The organism is Agromyces sp. H66 (genome assembly GCF_004959775.1).
Lineage (GTDB): Bacteria > Actinomycetota > Actinomycetes > Actinomycetales > Microbacteriaceae > Agromyces.
This window is the reverse complement of the sequence record NZ_SJZG01000016.1, coordinates 21,561-36,914: the sequence shown is the minus strand read 5'-3', so window position 1 is coordinate 36,914 and position 15,354 is coordinate 21,561. Positions and strand designations below refer to the sequence as shown.

The following is a 15,354-nucleotide window of genomic DNA, read 5'->3' as shown; positions in this document are numbered from 1 at the left end:
GTGCCGATCCCCATTCCTCCTGGCCTGCGGATGGGGGTCGGGTAGGGGGCGGAGAGGGGGGATGGGGGATTCCGGCAGCGGGTCCGCGGCCGAGCGGGGGCCGGGCGTCGGAACGTCAACGTCAGCCGTCCTCCTCGGCGAGGACGAGTCGGAGCCGGGCCAGCAGTTCGGAGCGTGTCGTCACGCCCAGTCGACGGCGGATCCGCGCGATGTGATGCTCGGCGGTGCGAGGGGAGATGAAGATCGTGCTCCCGATCTCCGCATACGTCTTGCCCTCGAGCACCAGGCGAGCCACCTCGCGTTCGCGGGCGCTCAGCCCCGCCTCGTCGCGCCGTCCGTCCTCGCCGGCACCGTCGGCGGTGTCGCTCCGACCGTCTTCGGCGTGCATGCTGCGGGCGAGGGCCATGAGCTGCAGCGTGTCCGTGTGTTCGGCGGCCCGCCCGGCGGCGTGCCCGGCAAGACGCCCGGCATCCCAGCGGTATCCGGCCGCCGCGAGGTCGCGCACGGCGTGCTCCACCGCGATCGTCTCCGCCCGGCCGGCGAGGGCCGCCGCCCAGACGCGTCCGGCCTCGGCCAGCATGCCCGCCACGCGATTGGCGGCCGCCATCTCGAGCAGCGCGGCCGCATGGCGCTCGAGTTCCGGCCGGTCCTCGCGAAGGATGGCCGACTGGATGCCCGCCCAGTGCAGGTTCATCGACCACGCCGCCGGCCGGCCCGCTCGCTCGAGGAGCTCCTCGGCCGCGGCGAGCGGTGCCTCGAGCAGGTGCGTCTCACCGAGCCGGGCCGCCGCGATGGCGAGCTCGGCGAGGGAGGCGAGTCCCATCAGATCGATCGGCATGCGAGCGATGACGGGCCGTGCGGCGCTCCATGCCCGGACGAGGGCCGCGAGATCATCGGTTCGGCGGGCGAGACCGATGCGCACCGCGTGGGCGAGCACGTCCGAGCGCAGCCCGAGCGGACGCTCCGACTCGTCGACTCCGGTCAGGAGCGCACGCGCACGCGCCGGGTGGTCGGCGCGGAGCTCGATCAGCGCCTCGGTGAGACGCAGGCGGTTCTCGAACGCGAGCCCGCCCTGCTCGGCGGCTCCGGCAGCCTGGAGCACCTCGACGGCGATGCCGAGCTCGCCGGCATTGACGGCGACGTGAGCGGCGAGGACGGCAGGCACCTCGGGCAGCGGAACGATCTCGCGCGACTCGTTCATGATGCTCGAAGCCTGGAGGAGTGACGAGAGCCCGCAGTCGGAGGCGCCTTCGAGCGCCGCGATCATCCCCTCCGCCATCAGCAGCACGGCGACCTGCGACGAACCGGGGACGCCGTGGTTCGACGCGGCGGCGAGCGTCGCCCGTGCCTGGGCGAGCTCGCCGGTCGCCGCCTGGCACACCGCCGCCAGCGGTTCCGCGCCCCATGCATCCGCCTCCGCGAGCCCGAGGTAGGTTTCGGCGGCGCGCCCGGGCATCCCCCTGCGTGCCCAGATCGCCGCAGCCACGTTCATCACGCGGGGAAGATCCGGATGCTCGTGTGCGGCCAGCAGGCCGTCGACCAGCCGCTCGGCCGCGTGGATGTCGCCCGCCGACCACGCCGCTTGGGCCCGCCTGCCGGCGAGCGATGGAGCGTCGGCGCCCGCCTCGATGGCCACCGTGTACTGCTCCCATGCCTCCGCCGGCTCGGTCGGGAGGAGCGCGTCACCGCGGACCTGCAATGCGTCCGCCACGCGCACGTCCCGATATCCACCGCGGGCGAGCTCGAGGGCCGACTCGCCGAGCGGAAGGCGGGCGGCTTCCATCGCATCGACGAACTCGCGTCGCCCCGCCCACAGCTCGTGTTCCGGGGCGCTCTGCAGTACGGCGAATCGCACGATCGGGATGAGCGACCCGTCGGGTGCGACGAGGCCTGATGCCCGGGCTTCGGACATCAGTCCGTGCAGGTCCGAGTTCCGGAACCGGGGCGCCATCGCCAGAACGGGGCCGGATCCCGAGAATCCGACCGCCAGGGCGACCAGGAAGTCGAGGAATTCCCGGTCGAGACGATCCAGCCGATGGCGCAGTTGCGCCAGCAGCGTGACGGGAAGCGGGCTCGACGTGCGGGGGTCCCACGCTTCGTCGCGGAGTGCGGCCAGGAGCAGATCGACCAATCGCGGGTTGCCGCCCGCGAGCGTCGTGAGACGCTCGAGTTGCGGGAGGGACGGCGCGTCGCCCAGCAACTCGGCCGCACGTGCACGGACGTCCACCGGCGAGAGCGGACGCAGGCCGATGTGGGGTCGCCGCCTGCCGAGTCGCTCGACGAGTTCGGCAGCAGCGTCAGACCGCGGCCATGAGCGGAACGCGGCGACGAGGTGCGGACCGTCGGGGCACGCGAGCTCCGAGAGCCGCGCGATGTCGTCGTCGCCGAGACGCTCGAGGTCGTCGACGATGAGCGTGATCCGCTCCGGGCCCGAGTCGATGCGACCCACCTCGTCCAGGCCCTCGGCCACGCGGATGCCCTCGCTTCGCAGGGTCGAGGCGATCTCCGCGAGCAGCGTGGACTTGCCCGACCCCCCGGGCCCCGTGATGCCGGCGTGGACCGGCGCCACACCATCGCGGACCTGGCGCAGGAGCGCCGTGGCCTCCTCCCACCCCGCCACTCCGGTCTCCGGCCCGTCGAGCCGCGAATGCGGGTGGCTCATGGTGTGGGCGCGGGTGACTCGGTGGGGTCGGTGGTGGGCTCGGGCGCGGTGGTGGGCTCGGTCGTCGGTGCCGGCTCGGTCGTCGGGTCGGTCGTCGGTGCCGGCTCGGTCGTCGGGTCGGTCGTCGGTGCCGGCTCGGTGGCGGGGTCGGTCGTCGGGTCGGTCGTGGTGGCCGGCTCGGTCGTGGAGTCGGCCGGGGCATCCGCCGTTCCGGAGGAGTCGCTCGGAGCCGCGGCCGTCTCCGTACCGCCATTCGCCGATGAGATCGGACGGGAGAGGGCACTCACGGGATCGTCCGTGTCGCTGTCTTCCGGCGTGGACTGATCGTCCTCGCTGTCCGGCGGCGGGGCCGTCGATCCGCCGTCGAGGGTCAAGGGGAGTCCGCCGATGGCGTAATCGCCGAAGAGGACTCCGGTCAACCCTTGGGGTTCACCGGTGTCGTCCTCGTCGGGTCGTTCCTGGGTACCGACGGCGAGCGGCGTGATCGGGATGAGCACGGCGACGACGGCCGCGACGATGCCCGCCAGCACGGTCGCCCTGAGTCCGATCGAGGTGCGTGCGGACTCGCGGATCGCGGTCGGTGCGGAGGCGGGTGCGCGGGCTCCGTCCGGGGCGTCCGCCGCCTCGTCGGGTGGTGTTCCGAACGCCCCCGCGGTATCGGCCGCGGCCGGTTCGAGCTTCCGCGCGGCGGCCACGGCGGCTCCGAGGCTGATCGATGCCTTCGGGTCGGCGTCCACGGCGACCGGCAGTTCGAGTTCGGCGGAGACGAGCTGTGCGACCGCGGGAATCCGCGAGGAGCCGCCGATGAGCAGCACGGTGGCGACGTCCGAGACCTCGAGCGCAGCGCGCTCGATGGCCAGGCGGAGCGTGTCGATCGTGCTCCTGAGCGCCTCGTCGACCATCTGCTCGAATTCGGGCCGCACGAGCCGGATGCGCGTGTGGCTGCCGGGCAGGAGGAGCGGTACGGACGTCTCGGTGTCGAACGAGAGCGCCTCCTTCGCGTCGGTGCACTCGCGGCGTACCCGCGCGAGCGCGAGTGCGGCCTCCGGCCCGTCCTCTTCGAGGCCGTCGAACGCTGCGGGCGCGAGCGCCTTCACGTGCTCGAAGATCCGCTGGTCGAAATCGGCCCCGCCGAGTCGATCGATGCCCGCCGGCCTGCCGATGACCTGGAATGCGTCGTCCTCCTCCTTCCGGATGAGGGCGACGTCGAACGTGCCGCCACCGAGGTCGTACACCGCGATGGTCTCGCCGGTCTCGACCTTCTCGCGGTCCAGGTAGTGCAGACCCGCCGCCTCGGGCTCGCTGACCGACTCGACGTTCGCCAGTCCGACGCCGGCCAGGGCGGTCCGGATGACCCCGATCCGATGCTCACCCCACGACGCCGGGTGCGACACCGCGACGACGGCGGGTGCGCAGCCCTCGTGCGCTTCGGCGCGTTCGACCACCCACTGTGCGACGACGGAGAAGATGTCCTCGGCCGTCACGCTGAGGCCGCCGACGATGATGGGCGTCTCGTCGCCGATGCGACGCTTGAATTCGCGCACCACTCGGTCGGGTTCGTCCATCGCCCGCCGCTCTGCCTGCTCGCCGACGACGACGCCGCCGTCCTCGGCGAGGTACACGACGCTCGGCACGGCGGCCCGCCGCGTTCCGAGTTCGAGCGGCTCGTAGGCCATCGACCCGTCGGCTCGGCGCCGACCGATCGCGGCGGCCGTGAAGCTCGTGCCGATATCGATCCCGAGCACGTACGACGTCACTTCGTTCCCCCTCGCGATCGCACGCCGGCCCCATCGCCCCCAGCGCACCGATCACTCGCGAGTATTCCTCGGCACCGGGAATGCGGCAACCCTTTTGCTGGCCCTTGTTTGGGGTACAGGTGCCTCGTTCGGGGTACAGACCGCGGGCATCGGCCAGTCATACTGGGTGGATCATGGAACGCGCACGGGGGGCGGTCGTGCCGGTCGTGGTCGGCTCGGCGCTGACTGCGCTGGCGCTCAGTGGATGCGGGATGTCGTTGTTCTTCCCTGTCGTCGAGGAGTCCACCCCGGTGCCCGAGGAGGTCGGCGCTCCCCTCGAACCGTTCTACTCGCAGGTGCTTCGCTGGGACCAGTGCGGTGAGTTCCTCTGTTCGACGGCGAAGGCGCCGCTCGACTGGGCGGACCCCTCGGCCGACGACATCGAACTCGCCCTCATCCGTCAGCCTGCGGAGGAGGAGAAGATCGGCTCACTCCTGTTGAATCCGGGTGGTCCCGGTGTATCGGGGTACGACTTCGTGGCGTCATCCCTCGACGTCGCCGTCCCCGAGGCGGTCCAGGACCGATACGACATCGTCGGCTTCGATCCTCGTGGCGTCGGGCGGTCCACCGCGGTGTCGTGCTTCGAGCCGGCCCAGCTCGACAGCCTCGTGTACGGCGTCGCCCCCGGGGCACGTGGGAGCAACGCGTGGATCACCGGCCAGAACCAGCTCACGCACGCCTTCGGACAGGCGTGCCTCGCGCGGACCGGCGCACTGCTGGAGAACGTCGACACCGAGAGCGCGGCCCGAGACCTCGACATGCTGCGGGCCATCCTGGGCGAGGAACGGCTCGACTACCTCGGGTACTCGTACGGCGCATACCTCGGCACCGTCTACGCCGGGGCGCATCCCGACAAGGTCGGGCGAATGGTGCTGGACGGACCCATCGACCCGAGCCTCGGCGAGCCCCAGCTGACCCTCGCCCAGGCGCGGGGCTTCGAAGCGGCGCTCCGCTCGTACCTCGCCACGTGCATCCCGGCCGCGACCTGCCCGTTCCAGGGGACCGTCGATGACGCGATGGCCATGGTGCGCGACATCCTCGACGCCGTCTCGAGGAATCCGATCCCGTCGACGGACGGGCGGGCGGTCGGTGCGGACACCCTCCTCGTCGCCATCGCGGCCCCGCTCTACGACGCCCAGACCTGGCCGGCGCTCGACACGCTGTTCTCCACCGTCCTCGCCGGTCAGGCCGAGTTCGCCCTCACCCTGGTCGACGGCTACTACGGTAGGACCCCTGACGGCTCGTACTCCGGCAACCTCTTCGAGGCGCTCCGGGCGGTCAAGTGCCTCGACTATCCTGCGCAGAACAACGTCGCAGTCATGAGGGAGCAGGGGAAGGCCCTGATCGATGCCGCCCCGTACCTCGGCGCGTACTTCGCCTTCAGCGACCTCTCGTGCCTGTCGTGGCCGTTCGCCTCGGAGAACGTACCGGCGCCGATCACGGCGCCGGGTGCGGCGCCGATCCTCGTCCTCGGCACCACGAACGATCCCTCGACGCCGTACCAGTGGGCCGTCGATGTGGCGTCGCAACTCGAGAGCGGCATCCTCGTCACGCGACAGGGCGACGGGCACACCGCCTTCAACAAGGGGAACGCGTGCGTCGACACGACCGTCGAACAGTACCTGCTCGACGGCGTCGTGCCGACCGCCGACGTCGTCTGCTGACCCCCCTTCCGGTCGTTGACCCGCCGCCGGGCGCGGGCGCATGATCGGAGGGCGCACCCGACGCGCAGGATACAGGTGCATCATGGCCGACCGGCAGGAGGGGCGGCAGGACCGCCCGTACGACGACGTGCTCGAGATCGCCGAGCGACACGCGAAGGCGTGGCTCCGGGGCATCCGCGATCGCCCGATCCCGCCGCGGCTCGGGACCGACGACCTCAAGGAACGCCTCGGCCGGGAGCTCCCCGAGACGGGCGAGCCGGCGGTCGACGTGATCGAGCGACTGGCGGAGGGAGCCGAGCCGGGACTCATCGCGATCGGGTCGCCGCGCTTCTACGGATGGGTGATCGGCGGCACCCAGCCGGCCGCGCTCGCCGCCGACTGGCTCGTCTCGGCGTGGGACCAGAACACGGGCCTGCGCACCATCACGCCCGCCGCCGTCGCCGCGGAGGAACTCGCCGAGGAGTGGCTCGTCGACCTGCTCGGGCTGCCCGACGGAAGCCAGGTGGGCTTCACCACCGGTGCGACCATGGCGCAGTTCACGTGCATGGCCGCCGCCCGTGACGAGGTGCTGCGGCGCGCCGGCTGGGACGTCGAGACGCAGGGCATGGCGGGCGGCCCCCCGATCCGGTTCATCGTGGGGGAGGAGCGGCACGGCACCGTGGACCTCGCGGGCCGCTACCTCGGGCTCGGCTCGCCCATCGTCGTGCCCAGTGATGTCGAGGGCCGCATCCGCATCGACGAGCTGCGCGCAACGCTCGCGGCGGGCAGCGGGCCCGCGATCGTGCTGCTGCAGGCGGGCAACATCCACTCGGGGGCCTTCGACGACTTCGGTCCGGCCATCGAGGCCGCGCACGAGGCGGGGGCATGGGTGCACGTCGACGGCGCATTCGGCCTGTGGGCGGGCGCGTCGCCTCGGTTCCGGCACCTCGTCGCCGGCATGGATGCCGCGGACTCCTGGTCGACCGACGCGCACAAGACGCTCAGCGTGCCGTACGACTGCGGGCTCGCGATCGTGCGCGACGCGCACGCGATGCATCGCGCACTCAGCATGCACGCCAGCTACCTGCAGGCCACCGACGAGGGCGCCGACCCGCACGAGAAGGTGCCCGAGCTGTCCCGGCGCGCGCGTGGCCTGCCGACCTGGGCGGTGCTGCGTTCCCTCGGTCGCTCGGGCGTGGCCGCGCTCGTCGAACGACTGGCGGATGCCGCGCGCGGCATCGCCGACGGGGTGGCGGCGCTGCCCGGGGTCGAGGTGCTCAACGAGGTGGTCTTCACGCAGGTGTGCATCGCCCTCGACGACGACGCCGCGACCGAGGCGCTGAGCCGGCGGCTGTGGGACGACGGGGAGGTGCTCGCGATGACGTCGCGCTGGCACGACCGGGCCGTCGTGCGCTTCTCGGTGAGCAACTGGCAGACGGATGCCGCAGAGGTGCGCCGCACCGTCGACGCCGTCGGGCGGGCGCTGGCCGCGTTGCGCACCGGCTGAGGCCTCCTCCGCTCACGGCGTCGCGTCAGGGGCATCCGCTTGAATGGAGGCATGGCGGAGGCGTTGAGCTCGTTCTCGCCCGCGACCCGGGCGTGGTTCACCGAGTCGTTCGCCGAGCCCACGGCCGTGCAACGCGAGGCGTGGCAGGCCATCTCGCGCGGCGAGCACGCGCTCGTGGTCGCACCGACCGGCTCGGGCAAGACGCTCGCCGCATTCCTGTGGGCGATCGACCGACTGCACGCGTCGGGCGCGGATGCCGCGACCACGGGCACGAAGGTCGTCTACCTGTCGCCCCTCAAGGCGTTGGGCGTCGACGTGGAGCGCAACCTGCGGGCGCCGCTCGTCGGCATCGCCCGCACCGCGGCGGCGCACGGGCTCGAAGTGCCCGAGGTGAGCGTCGGCGTGCGATCGGGCGACACGCCGCCCGCCGAGCGCCGGTCCCTCGTGACGCATCCGCCCGAGATCCTCATCACGACGCCCGAGTCGCTGTTCCTGATGCTCACGTCGGCCGCCCGCGAGACGCTGCGCGGGGTCGAGACGGTGATCGTCGACGAGATCCACGCGCTCGCCGGAACGAAGCGCGGCGCACATCTCGCGCTGTCGCTCGAACGCCTCGACGCGATCACGGCCGCACCCGTGCAGCGCATCGGACTGTCGGCCACCGTGCGGCCGCACGAGGAGGTCGCCCGGTTCCTCGCGGGCACGCGGCCCGTGCGCATCGTGGCGCCGGCCGCCGGCAAGCGGTTCGACATCCGCGTCACGGTTCCCGTCGAGGACTTCTCCGACCTCGCGACCGAGTCGGGCTCGGGGTCGGTGTGGCCGCACGTCGAGGCGGCGATCCTCGACGAGGTGCTCGCGCACCGATCCACCATCGTGTTCGCCAACTCGCGACGGCTCGCCGAGCGCCTCACGGCGCGGCTCAACGAGCTCTGGGCGGAACGCGTGGCGGAGGCCGTGCCCGCGTCCACAGCGGAGGCGGTGCCCGTCGCGGCATCCCGCGTCGACGCCGTGCCGGCACCGCGCCCACCCGCCGAACTGCCGGGCGCCTCGGGCATCACCACCGGCGCCGAGCCCGTGCTCGCCCGCTCCCACCACGGGTCGGTCAGCAAGGAGGAGCGCGCCATCGTCGAGGCCGACCTGAAGGCCGGACGGCTGCGCTGCGTCGTCGCCACCTCGAGCCTCGAGCTCGGCATCGACATGGGCGCCGTCGACCTCGTCATGCAGGTCGAGTCGCCGCCGTCGGTCGCGAGCGGCCTGCAGCGCATCGGACGCGCCGGGCACCAGGTGGGCGAGATCTCGAAGGGCGTCGTCTTCCCGAAGCACCGTGCCGACCTGCTCCACTCCGCCGTCGTCGCCGAGCGCATGGTCGCGGGCGCCATCGAGGCGATGCGCGTGCCCACGAACCCGCTCGACGTGCTCGCGCAGCAGACCATCGCCGCCGCCGCCATCGACGAATGGGACGTCGAGCACTGGTTCGAGCTCGTCCGCCGCGCGGCGCCCTATGCCACGCTGCCGCGCTCGGCGTTCGATGCGACCCTCGACATGCTCGCCGGCCGCTACCCGTCCGACCGCTTCGGCGAGCTGCGCCCGCGCCTCGTGTGGGATCGCGACGCCGGCACCATCGTCGGCCGCCGCGGCGCGCAGCGACTCGCGGTCACGAGCGGCGGCACCATCCCCGACCGCGGGCTCTTCGGCGTCTTCATGATCGGCGAGGCCGGACCGGGTCGCCGGGTCGGCGAACTCGACGAGGAGATGGTCTACGAGTCGCGTGTCGGCGACGTCTTCGCGCTCGGCGCCACCAGCTGGCGCATCCAGGAGATCACGCATGACCGGGTGCTCGTGGCGCCCGCGATCGGGGAACCCGGGCGCCTGCCGTTCTGGAAGGGCGACGGCATCGGGCGTCCGGCGGAGCTCGGCGAGGCGATCGGCGGGTTCATCGCCGAGATCGCCGGCGCGCCGCCCGACACGGGCCTCGCTCGCGCCCGCGCCGCCGGTCTCGACGAGCGCGCGGCATCCAATCTCGTCGCCTTCGTCGACGACCAGCGCACCGCGACCCGGGTCGTGCCCGACGCGACGAACCTCGTGGTCGAGCGGTTCCGCGACGAGCTCGGCGACTGGCGCATCGTGCTGCACTCGCCGTACGGCATGCGCGTGCACGCGCCCTGGGCACTCGCCGCGGGGGCGCGGGTGCAGGAGCGGTTCGGCGTCGACGCCAACGCCGTCGCGAGCGACGACGGCATCGTGCTGCGCATGCCCGACACCGCCGACGAGCCACCCGGCGCCGAGCTCTTCACGTTCGAGGCGGCCGAACTCGCCGAGCTCGTGACGCAGCGCGTGGGCGACTCGGCGCTGTTCGCGTCCCGGTTCCGCGAGTGCGCGGCACGGGCGCTGCTGCTGCCGCGGCTCAACCCGGGCCGTCGCTCGCCGTTGTGGCAGCAGCGGCAGCGTGCGTCGCAGCTCCTCGAGGTGGCGCGCGACTACCCCGACTTCCCGATCATCCTCGAGGCCGTGCGCGAGTGCCTCCAGGACGTCTACGACCTGCCGGCCCTCACCGCCCTCGCCGAACGCATCGCCTCACGACGGGTGCGCTTCGTCGAGGTCACCACCGAGACGGCGAGCCCGTTCGCGTCGAGCCTCCTGTTCGGCTACGTGGGCGCGTTCATGTACGAGGGCGACGCACCGCTCGCCGAGCGTCGCGCGGCCGCGCTCTCGCTCGACCCCGGCCTGCTCGCCGAACTGCTCGGCACCGTCGAACTGCGCGAGCTCCTCGATCCCGAGGTCGTCGAGGAGACCGAGCGGATGCTGCAGCGGCTCGTGCCCGACCGCGCCGCGCGCGGCGAGGAGGGCGTCGCCGACCTGCTCCGCGAACTCGGACCGCTCACGGCCGCCGAGGTCGCCGAACGCACCGACGAGGCGACGGATGCCGCAGCCGCCCTCGCGGCGCTCGTCGCCGCCCGGCGCATCGCCGAGGTGCGATTCGCGGGCGACACCCGGTTCACCGTCGTGGAAGACCTCAGCCGACTCCGGGACGCCCTCGGCGTCCCGATTCCGCCGGGCCTGCCCGAGGTGTTCGGCGAGCCGGTGCGCGACCCGCTCGGCGACCTCGTGAGCCGCTACGCGCGCACGCACGGACCGTTCACGGCGGCGGCCGTCGCCGAGCGCTTCGGCATCGGGCAGGTCGTCGCCGCATCGGCGCTCGGCCGACTCGCGGCCGAGCGCCGGGTGGTCGAGGGGGAGTTCCTCCCGCACGGCGCCGGCACCGAGTGGTGCGACAGCGAGGTGCTCCGGCGCATCCGCCGTCGCTCGCTCGCCGCGCTCCGCAACGAGATCGAGCCGGTGCCGCCGCGCGAGTTCGCGAGGTTCCTGCCCGAATGGCAGCACGTCGGCGCCAGGCTCAGCGGCGTCGACGGTGTCGCAGCGGTCATCGAGCAGCTCGAGGGCGCGCGCATCCCGGCGTCGGCGTGGGAGTCGTTCGTGCTGCCCGCACGCGTCGGCGACTATCGGCCCGACATGCTCGACGAGCTCACCTCCTCGGGCGAGGTGCTGTGGGCCGGTGCCGGATCGCTCCCGGGCGACGACGGCTGGATCAGCCTCCACCTCGCCGACACCGCCGAGTTCACGCTGCCGGCACCGGCGGCCGCGCCGCTCGACCCGCTCGAGACCGAGCTGCTCGCCACGCTCGGCGGCGGTGGCGGCTACTTCTTCCGCCAACTCGTCGAGGCGATCGGGGCCACCGACGTCGAGCCCGTCGTCGACGCGCTCTGGCGGCTCGCCTGGGCGGGCCTCGTGACCAACGACACGTTCGCGCCGGTACGAGGCCTCGTCGCGGGTCGCGGCGCGCACAAGACCGCGCCCGCGACGCCACGGGCTCGAATGCGCGGTCGGTCGCTGACGCGCCGCGCGCTCGCCGCCGAGGTCCAGTCGTCACGCGCCGCGGCCGCGCGTGCGAACCCGCCGCGCGCCGCCGGGCGCTGGGCGATCCTGCCGCTCGCGAGCTCGCAGGCGACACCCCGGGCGCACGCGCTGGGCGAGACGCTCCTCGAGCGCTACGGCGTCGTGACCCGTGGATCGGTCGTGGCCGAGGGCGTGCTCGGCGGATTCGCCCTCGCCTACCGGTCGTTGTCGACCTTCGAGGAGTCCGGTCGCGTGCGGCGCGGGTACTTCATCGACGGGCAGGGCGGCGCCCAGTTCGCCTCGACCGCCGCGGTCGACCGGTTGCGCGGCGCCCCACGCGGGGCGGCCGTCGCGCTCGCGGCGACCGACCCGGCGAATCCGTTCGGCGCGGCGCTCGACTGGCCCGAGACGGCCGACGGCGGGCACCGGCCGGCCCGCAAGGCCGGCGCGTTCGTCACGATCGTCGACGGCGAGGCGGCCTTCTACCTGGAGCGGGGCGGGCGCACCACGCTCGTGTTCACCGACGACGCCGACACGCTCGCGGCCGCGGCATCCGCGCTCGCGGACGCGCTCGCCCGTGCGGGGTCGCCGAAGCTCCGCATCGAGACTGTCAACGGCGGCGGCGTGTACGGCTCGGTGCTCGAGCAGCCGCTGCGTGCGGCGGGGTTCCGCGAGACACCCAGGGGGCTGCGCTTCGATGCCCGAAGGTGACACCGTCCACCAGGCGGCGCGGCGGCTCGCCGAGGCCCTCGCCGGGCGGGTCGTGACGCGGAGCGACTTCCGGGTGCCCGCGTACGCCACCGTCGACCTGGCCGGCGAGACCGTGCACTCCGTTGCGGCTCGCGGCAAGCACCTGCTCATGCGCGTCGGCGACCGGGTGGTGCACTCGCACCTGAAGATGGAGGGCGAGTGGGGCGTGTTCCGGCCGGGGGAGCGGTGGCGGCGTCCCGCCCATCGGGCCAGAGTCGTCATCGAGACCTCCGACGCGGTCGCCGTCGGCTTCGACCTCGGCGTGCTCGAGGTGTTTCCGGCCGACGAGGAGGCCGACCGCATGGCCTATCTCGGTCCCGACCTCCTCGGTCCCGACTGGGACGCCGACGATGCCGTGCGGCGCATCGCGGCGTCGCCCGACGTGCCGATCGCGGTCGCCCTCGGCGAACAGCGGAATCTCGCCGGGCTCGGCAACGTGTACGTCAACGAGCTGTGCTACCTGCGCGGAGTGCTGCCGACGCGGCCGGTGTCGACCGTCGACCTGCCGCCGCTCGTCGACCTCGCGAGCCGCGTCATCCGGGCCAATCGCGACCGCGTCTCGCGCACGACGACGGGCGTCGATCGTCGTGGCGAGCGCCTCTGGGTCTACGGTCGCGGCGGCGAGCCGTGCCGGCGGTGCGGCACCCGCATCGAGCACGGGCGCCTCGGCCGCAACGAGCTCGAGCTGCGCGAGACGTACTGGTGCCCGAGATGCCAGCGGTGAGATCCCGAGGTGACGCCCGATGGGCCGTATCCTTGCTCCGATGTCCCTCATGATCTCGGTCGTCGTGCCCTCGTACAACGACGCCGTCATGCTCGAGCAATGCCTCGACGCGCTCGGCAGGCAGACACGGCCCGCCGACGAGATCGTCGTCGTCGACAACTGTTCGACCGACGCCACGGTCGAGGTCGCGCGCGCGACCGGCGCGCGGGTCGTGACCGAGTCGCTCCGGGGCATTCCGGGCGCCACCGCCGCCGGCTTCGACGCCGCGGTCGGAGACGTGCTCGGTCGCCTCGACGCCGACTCGATCCCGCCCGCCGACTGGGTCGAACGCGTCGAGCGCGCGTTCGCCGACGCCCCCCGCCTCGACGCGCTCTCGGGTCCCGGCCGGTTCTACGGCGGCACGGCGATCATCCGCTGGTACGCCGAACGCCTGCACATGCCGATGTACTACCGGTTCGTCGCATGGGTGCTCGGGCACGACGTGCTCTACGGGTCGAACCTCGCGATCCGGGCGTCCGCCTGGCGTGTGCTCCGTGAGCACGTGCATCGCGACATCTCCGACGTGACCGACGACCTCGACCTCACGATCAACCTCCAGCCCGGCATGGGGGTGCGATTCGACCCGACGCTCGAAGTGGGCGTCTCGGCGCGACCGTTCGAGAGCTGGGCGAGGAACAACCGGGCCGTGCGGATGGCGCGCGACACCGCTCTCATCAACCGGCGCGAGCAACCGTTCCTCGAGCGCCGGCGAGCCTGGGTCGCGAGCCGTCGCGAACGCGCCGACGCCCCGCGCTGACCGACGCACCCACGCTGCGCACGCTGAGCGTATCGGCTGCCGCGTTCCTGAATCCTGTGCGGGTGGTCAGCTGACCGGTCCCGTCCACTTCTCGCCCGGGCCCTTGCCGACGGGGTCGGCGATGACGGATGCCTCGCGGAACGCGAGCTGCAGCGAGCGCAGGCCGTCGCGCAGCGATCGCGCGTGCACGTCGCTGATCTCGGGCGCGCCCGCCGTGATGAGCCCGGCGAGGGCGTTGATGAGCTTGCGGGCCTCGTCAAGGTCGAGCTGCTCGTCGGGATCGTCGGCCAGGCCGACCTTGACGGCGGCGGCGCTCATGAGATGCACGGCGGCCGTCGTGATGATCTCGACGGCCGGGACCTCGGCGATGTCGCGGGTCGCGCCCTCGACGGTGGACTCGTCTGAACTGTCGCTCACAGACATCCTCTGTTAGACTACTGCGGGCCCGGGGCCAGTCCCCGGTACGAAAGTGGAGTTCCTCCCACCCGCGCATACCGCTTCATCAAGGTTACCGGGTCGATCGCCCTCCGCTTCCACGCCACTGAGCAGCCAGCACAGTGCGGGGGAGTAGACAGGGGGCCGTAGTGCCGCACGGTGCGATTCCGTGCGAGCCTGCGTGGATCCTCCGCTCTCGTCGACGGGCGGCATCCGCCTCCCGTTCGAGCAACAGCTTGAGTAGAGGAGTACACGCATCAGCGATCCCCGTACCAATGACCGTATCCGCGTTCCCGAGGTCCGCCTCGTGGGCCCCGGCGGAGAGCAGGTCGGCGTCGTGAAGATCGAGGTGGCCCTGCGGCTCGCGCAGGAGGCCGATCTCGACCTCGTCGAGGTCGCACCCAACTCGAAGCCGCCGGTCGCCAAGATCATGGACTACGGCAAGTACAAGTACGAGGCTGCGCAGAAGGCGAAAGAGGCCCGGCGCAACCAGGCGAACACGATCCTCAAGGAGGTTCGGTTCCGCCTCAAGATCGACAAGCACGACTACGAGACCAAGATGAAGCGCGCCGTCGGCTTCCTGAAGTCCGGCGACAAGGTGAAGGCGATGATCCTCTTCCGCGGGCGCGAGCAGTCGCGTCCCGAGATGGGTGTCCGCCTCCTGCAGCGCTTCGCCGAGGACGTGGCGGAGTTCGGCACGGTCGAACACAACCCCACCATCGACGGCCGCAACATGGTCATGGTCATCGCGCCCCTCAAGAACAAGTCCGAGGCCAAGGCCGAGGCGAATGCACAGCGTGCTGCGGCGAAGGCCCGACCGGCGGCGGATGCCGCCGACGGCCCCGCGCAGACGGCCGAAACCGACGAGGCGTAGGCCAGGCACCCCCGTCCGCCACCCCGTGGCGGCAGAACCAAGGAGAGACACGAGATGCCGAAGCAGAAGACCCACTCCGGGTCGAAGAAGCGCTTCAAGATCACCGGCAGCGGCAAGATCCGGAAGCAGCAGGCCGGGATGCGCCACAACCTCGAGGGCAAGCCCTCGAAGCGCAAGGCCCGCCTGAACCAGGACAAGGTGCTGTCGGCTCCCGACACCAAGGTCGTCAAGAAGCTTCTCGGCCGCTGAGCCGCGAGATCCGTTAGGAAGAAA

General features: G+C 72.4%; 10 protein-coding genes. 7 read left to right on the top strand and 3 right to left on the bottom strand.

Features of this window, described 5'->3' with window-relative positions:
• Positions 1–121 precede the first annotated feature (121 nt).
• Positions 122–2,662, bottom strand: coding sequence for a helix-turn-helix transcriptional regulator (locus EZM51_RS18895; RefSeq protein WP_136709864.1), 2,541 nt, complete (start codon positions 2,660–2,662; stop codon positions 122–124).
• A complete protein-coding gene (locus tag EZM51_RS18890; protein WP_211195989.1) occupies positions 2,659–4,419 on the bottom strand; it encodes an Hsp70 family protein in 1,761 nt (586 codons plus the stop codon). The genes EZM51_RS18895 and EZM51_RS18890 overlap by 4 nt, the downstream gene beginning before the upstream one ends.
• A gap of 173 nt (positions 4,420–4,592) precedes the next feature.
• Between EZM51_RS18890 and EZM51_RS18885 the strand changes: the two genes are divergently transcribed.
• The 5 genes from EZM51_RS18885 (at position 4,593) to EZM51_RS18865 (ending at position 13,772) form a co-directional block, all read left to right on the top strand.
• Entirely contained in the window at positions 4,593–6,122 is a 1,530-nt protein-coding gene (locus EZM51_RS18885; RefSeq protein WP_136709863.1) for an alpha/beta hydrolase, read from the top strand.
• Positions 6,123–6,204: 82 nt separating this feature from the next.
• The gene (locus EZM51_RS18880) at positions 6,205–7,608 is read left to right on the top strand and encodes a pyridoxal-dependent decarboxylase (protein WP_136709862.1); all 1,404 of its coding nucleotides are present in this window, start codon (positions 6,205–6,207) and stop codon (positions 7,606–7,608) included.
• Between the two features lie 51 nt (positions 7,609–7,659).
• Entirely contained in the window at positions 7,660–12,213 is a 4,554-nt protein-coding gene (locus tag EZM51_RS18875) for an ATP-dependent helicase (protein ID WP_136709861.1), read from the top strand.
• Positions 12,200–12,976 (top strand): DNA-formamidopyrimidine glycosylase family protein, encoded by a 777-nt coding sequence (locus EZM51_RS18870; protein ID WP_136709860.1) that lies wholly within the window; start codon positions 12,200–12,202, stop codon positions 12,974–12,976. The genes EZM51_RS18875 and EZM51_RS18870 overlap by 14 nt, the downstream gene beginning before the upstream one ends.
• Before the next feature lie 40 nt (positions 12,977–13,016).
• Positions 13,017–13,772 carry a glycosyltransferase family 2 protein gene (locus tag EZM51_RS18865; RefSeq protein ID WP_136709859.1) on the top strand — a complete coding sequence of 252 codons (756 nt, stop codon included), beginning with the start codon at positions 13,017–13,019 and terminating at the stop codon, positions 13,770–13,772.
• Positions 13,773–13,838: 66 nt separating this feature from the next.
• Here the strand turns inward: EZM51_RS18865 and EZM51_RS18860 are convergent, their stop codons facing one another.
• Positions 13,839–14,189 carry a DUF1844 domain-containing protein gene (locus tag EZM51_RS18860; RefSeq protein ID WP_248305740.1) on the bottom strand — a complete coding sequence of 117 codons (351 nt, stop codon included), beginning with the start codon at positions 14,187–14,189 and terminating at the stop codon, positions 13,839–13,841.
• Positions 14,190–14,463: 274 nt separating this feature from the next.
• On the opposite strand from EZM51_RS18860, the gene infC reads away from it, so the two are divergent.
• Both infC and rpmI read left to right on the top strand, forming a co-directional pair.
• Positions 14,464–15,081, top strand: a complete 618-nt coding sequence (gene infC / locus EZM51_RS18855; protein WP_136709857.1) for a translation initiation factor IF-3 — start codon at positions 14,464–14,466, stop codon at positions 15,079–15,081.
• A 54-nt stretch (positions 15,082–15,135) separates the two neighbouring features.
• Positions 15,136–15,330, top strand: coding sequence for a 50S ribosomal protein L35 (rpmI, locus tag EZM51_RS18850; protein WP_136709856.1), 195 nt, complete (start codon positions 15,136–15,138; stop codon positions 15,328–15,330).
• Positions 15,331–15,354 lie beyond the last annotated feature (24 nt).

Bases quoted from the DNA above. Each gene is read 5' to 3' on its own strand.
- EZM51_RS18895 (WP_136709864.1), bottom strand. From the start codon at position 2,662: ATGAGCCACCCGCATTCGCGGCTCGACGGGCCGGAGACCGGAGTGGCG.
- EZM51_RS18885 (WP_136709863.1), top strand. From the start codon at position 4,593: ATGGAACGCGCACGGGGGGCGGTCGTGCCGGTCGTGGTCGGCTCGGCG.
- EZM51_RS18880 (WP_136709862.1), top strand. From the start codon at position 6,205: ATGGCCGACCGGCAGGAGGGGCGGCAGGACCGCCCGTACGACGACGTG.
- EZM51_RS18875 (WP_136709861.1), top strand. From the start codon at position 7,660: ATGGCGGAGGCGTTGAGCTCGTTCTCGCCCGCGACCCGGGCGTGGTTC.
- EZM51_RS18870 (WP_136709860.1), top strand. From the start codon at position 12,200: ATGCCCGAAGGTGACACCGTCCACCAGGCGGCGCGGCGGCTCGCCGAG.
- EZM51_RS18865 (WP_136709859.1), top strand. From the start codon at position 13,017: ATGTCCCTCATGATCTCGGTCGTCGTGCCCTCGTACAACGACGCCGTC.
- rpmI (WP_136709856.1), top strand. From the start codon at position 15,136: ATGCCGAAGCAGAAGACCCACTCCGGGTCGAAGAAGCGCTTCAAGATC.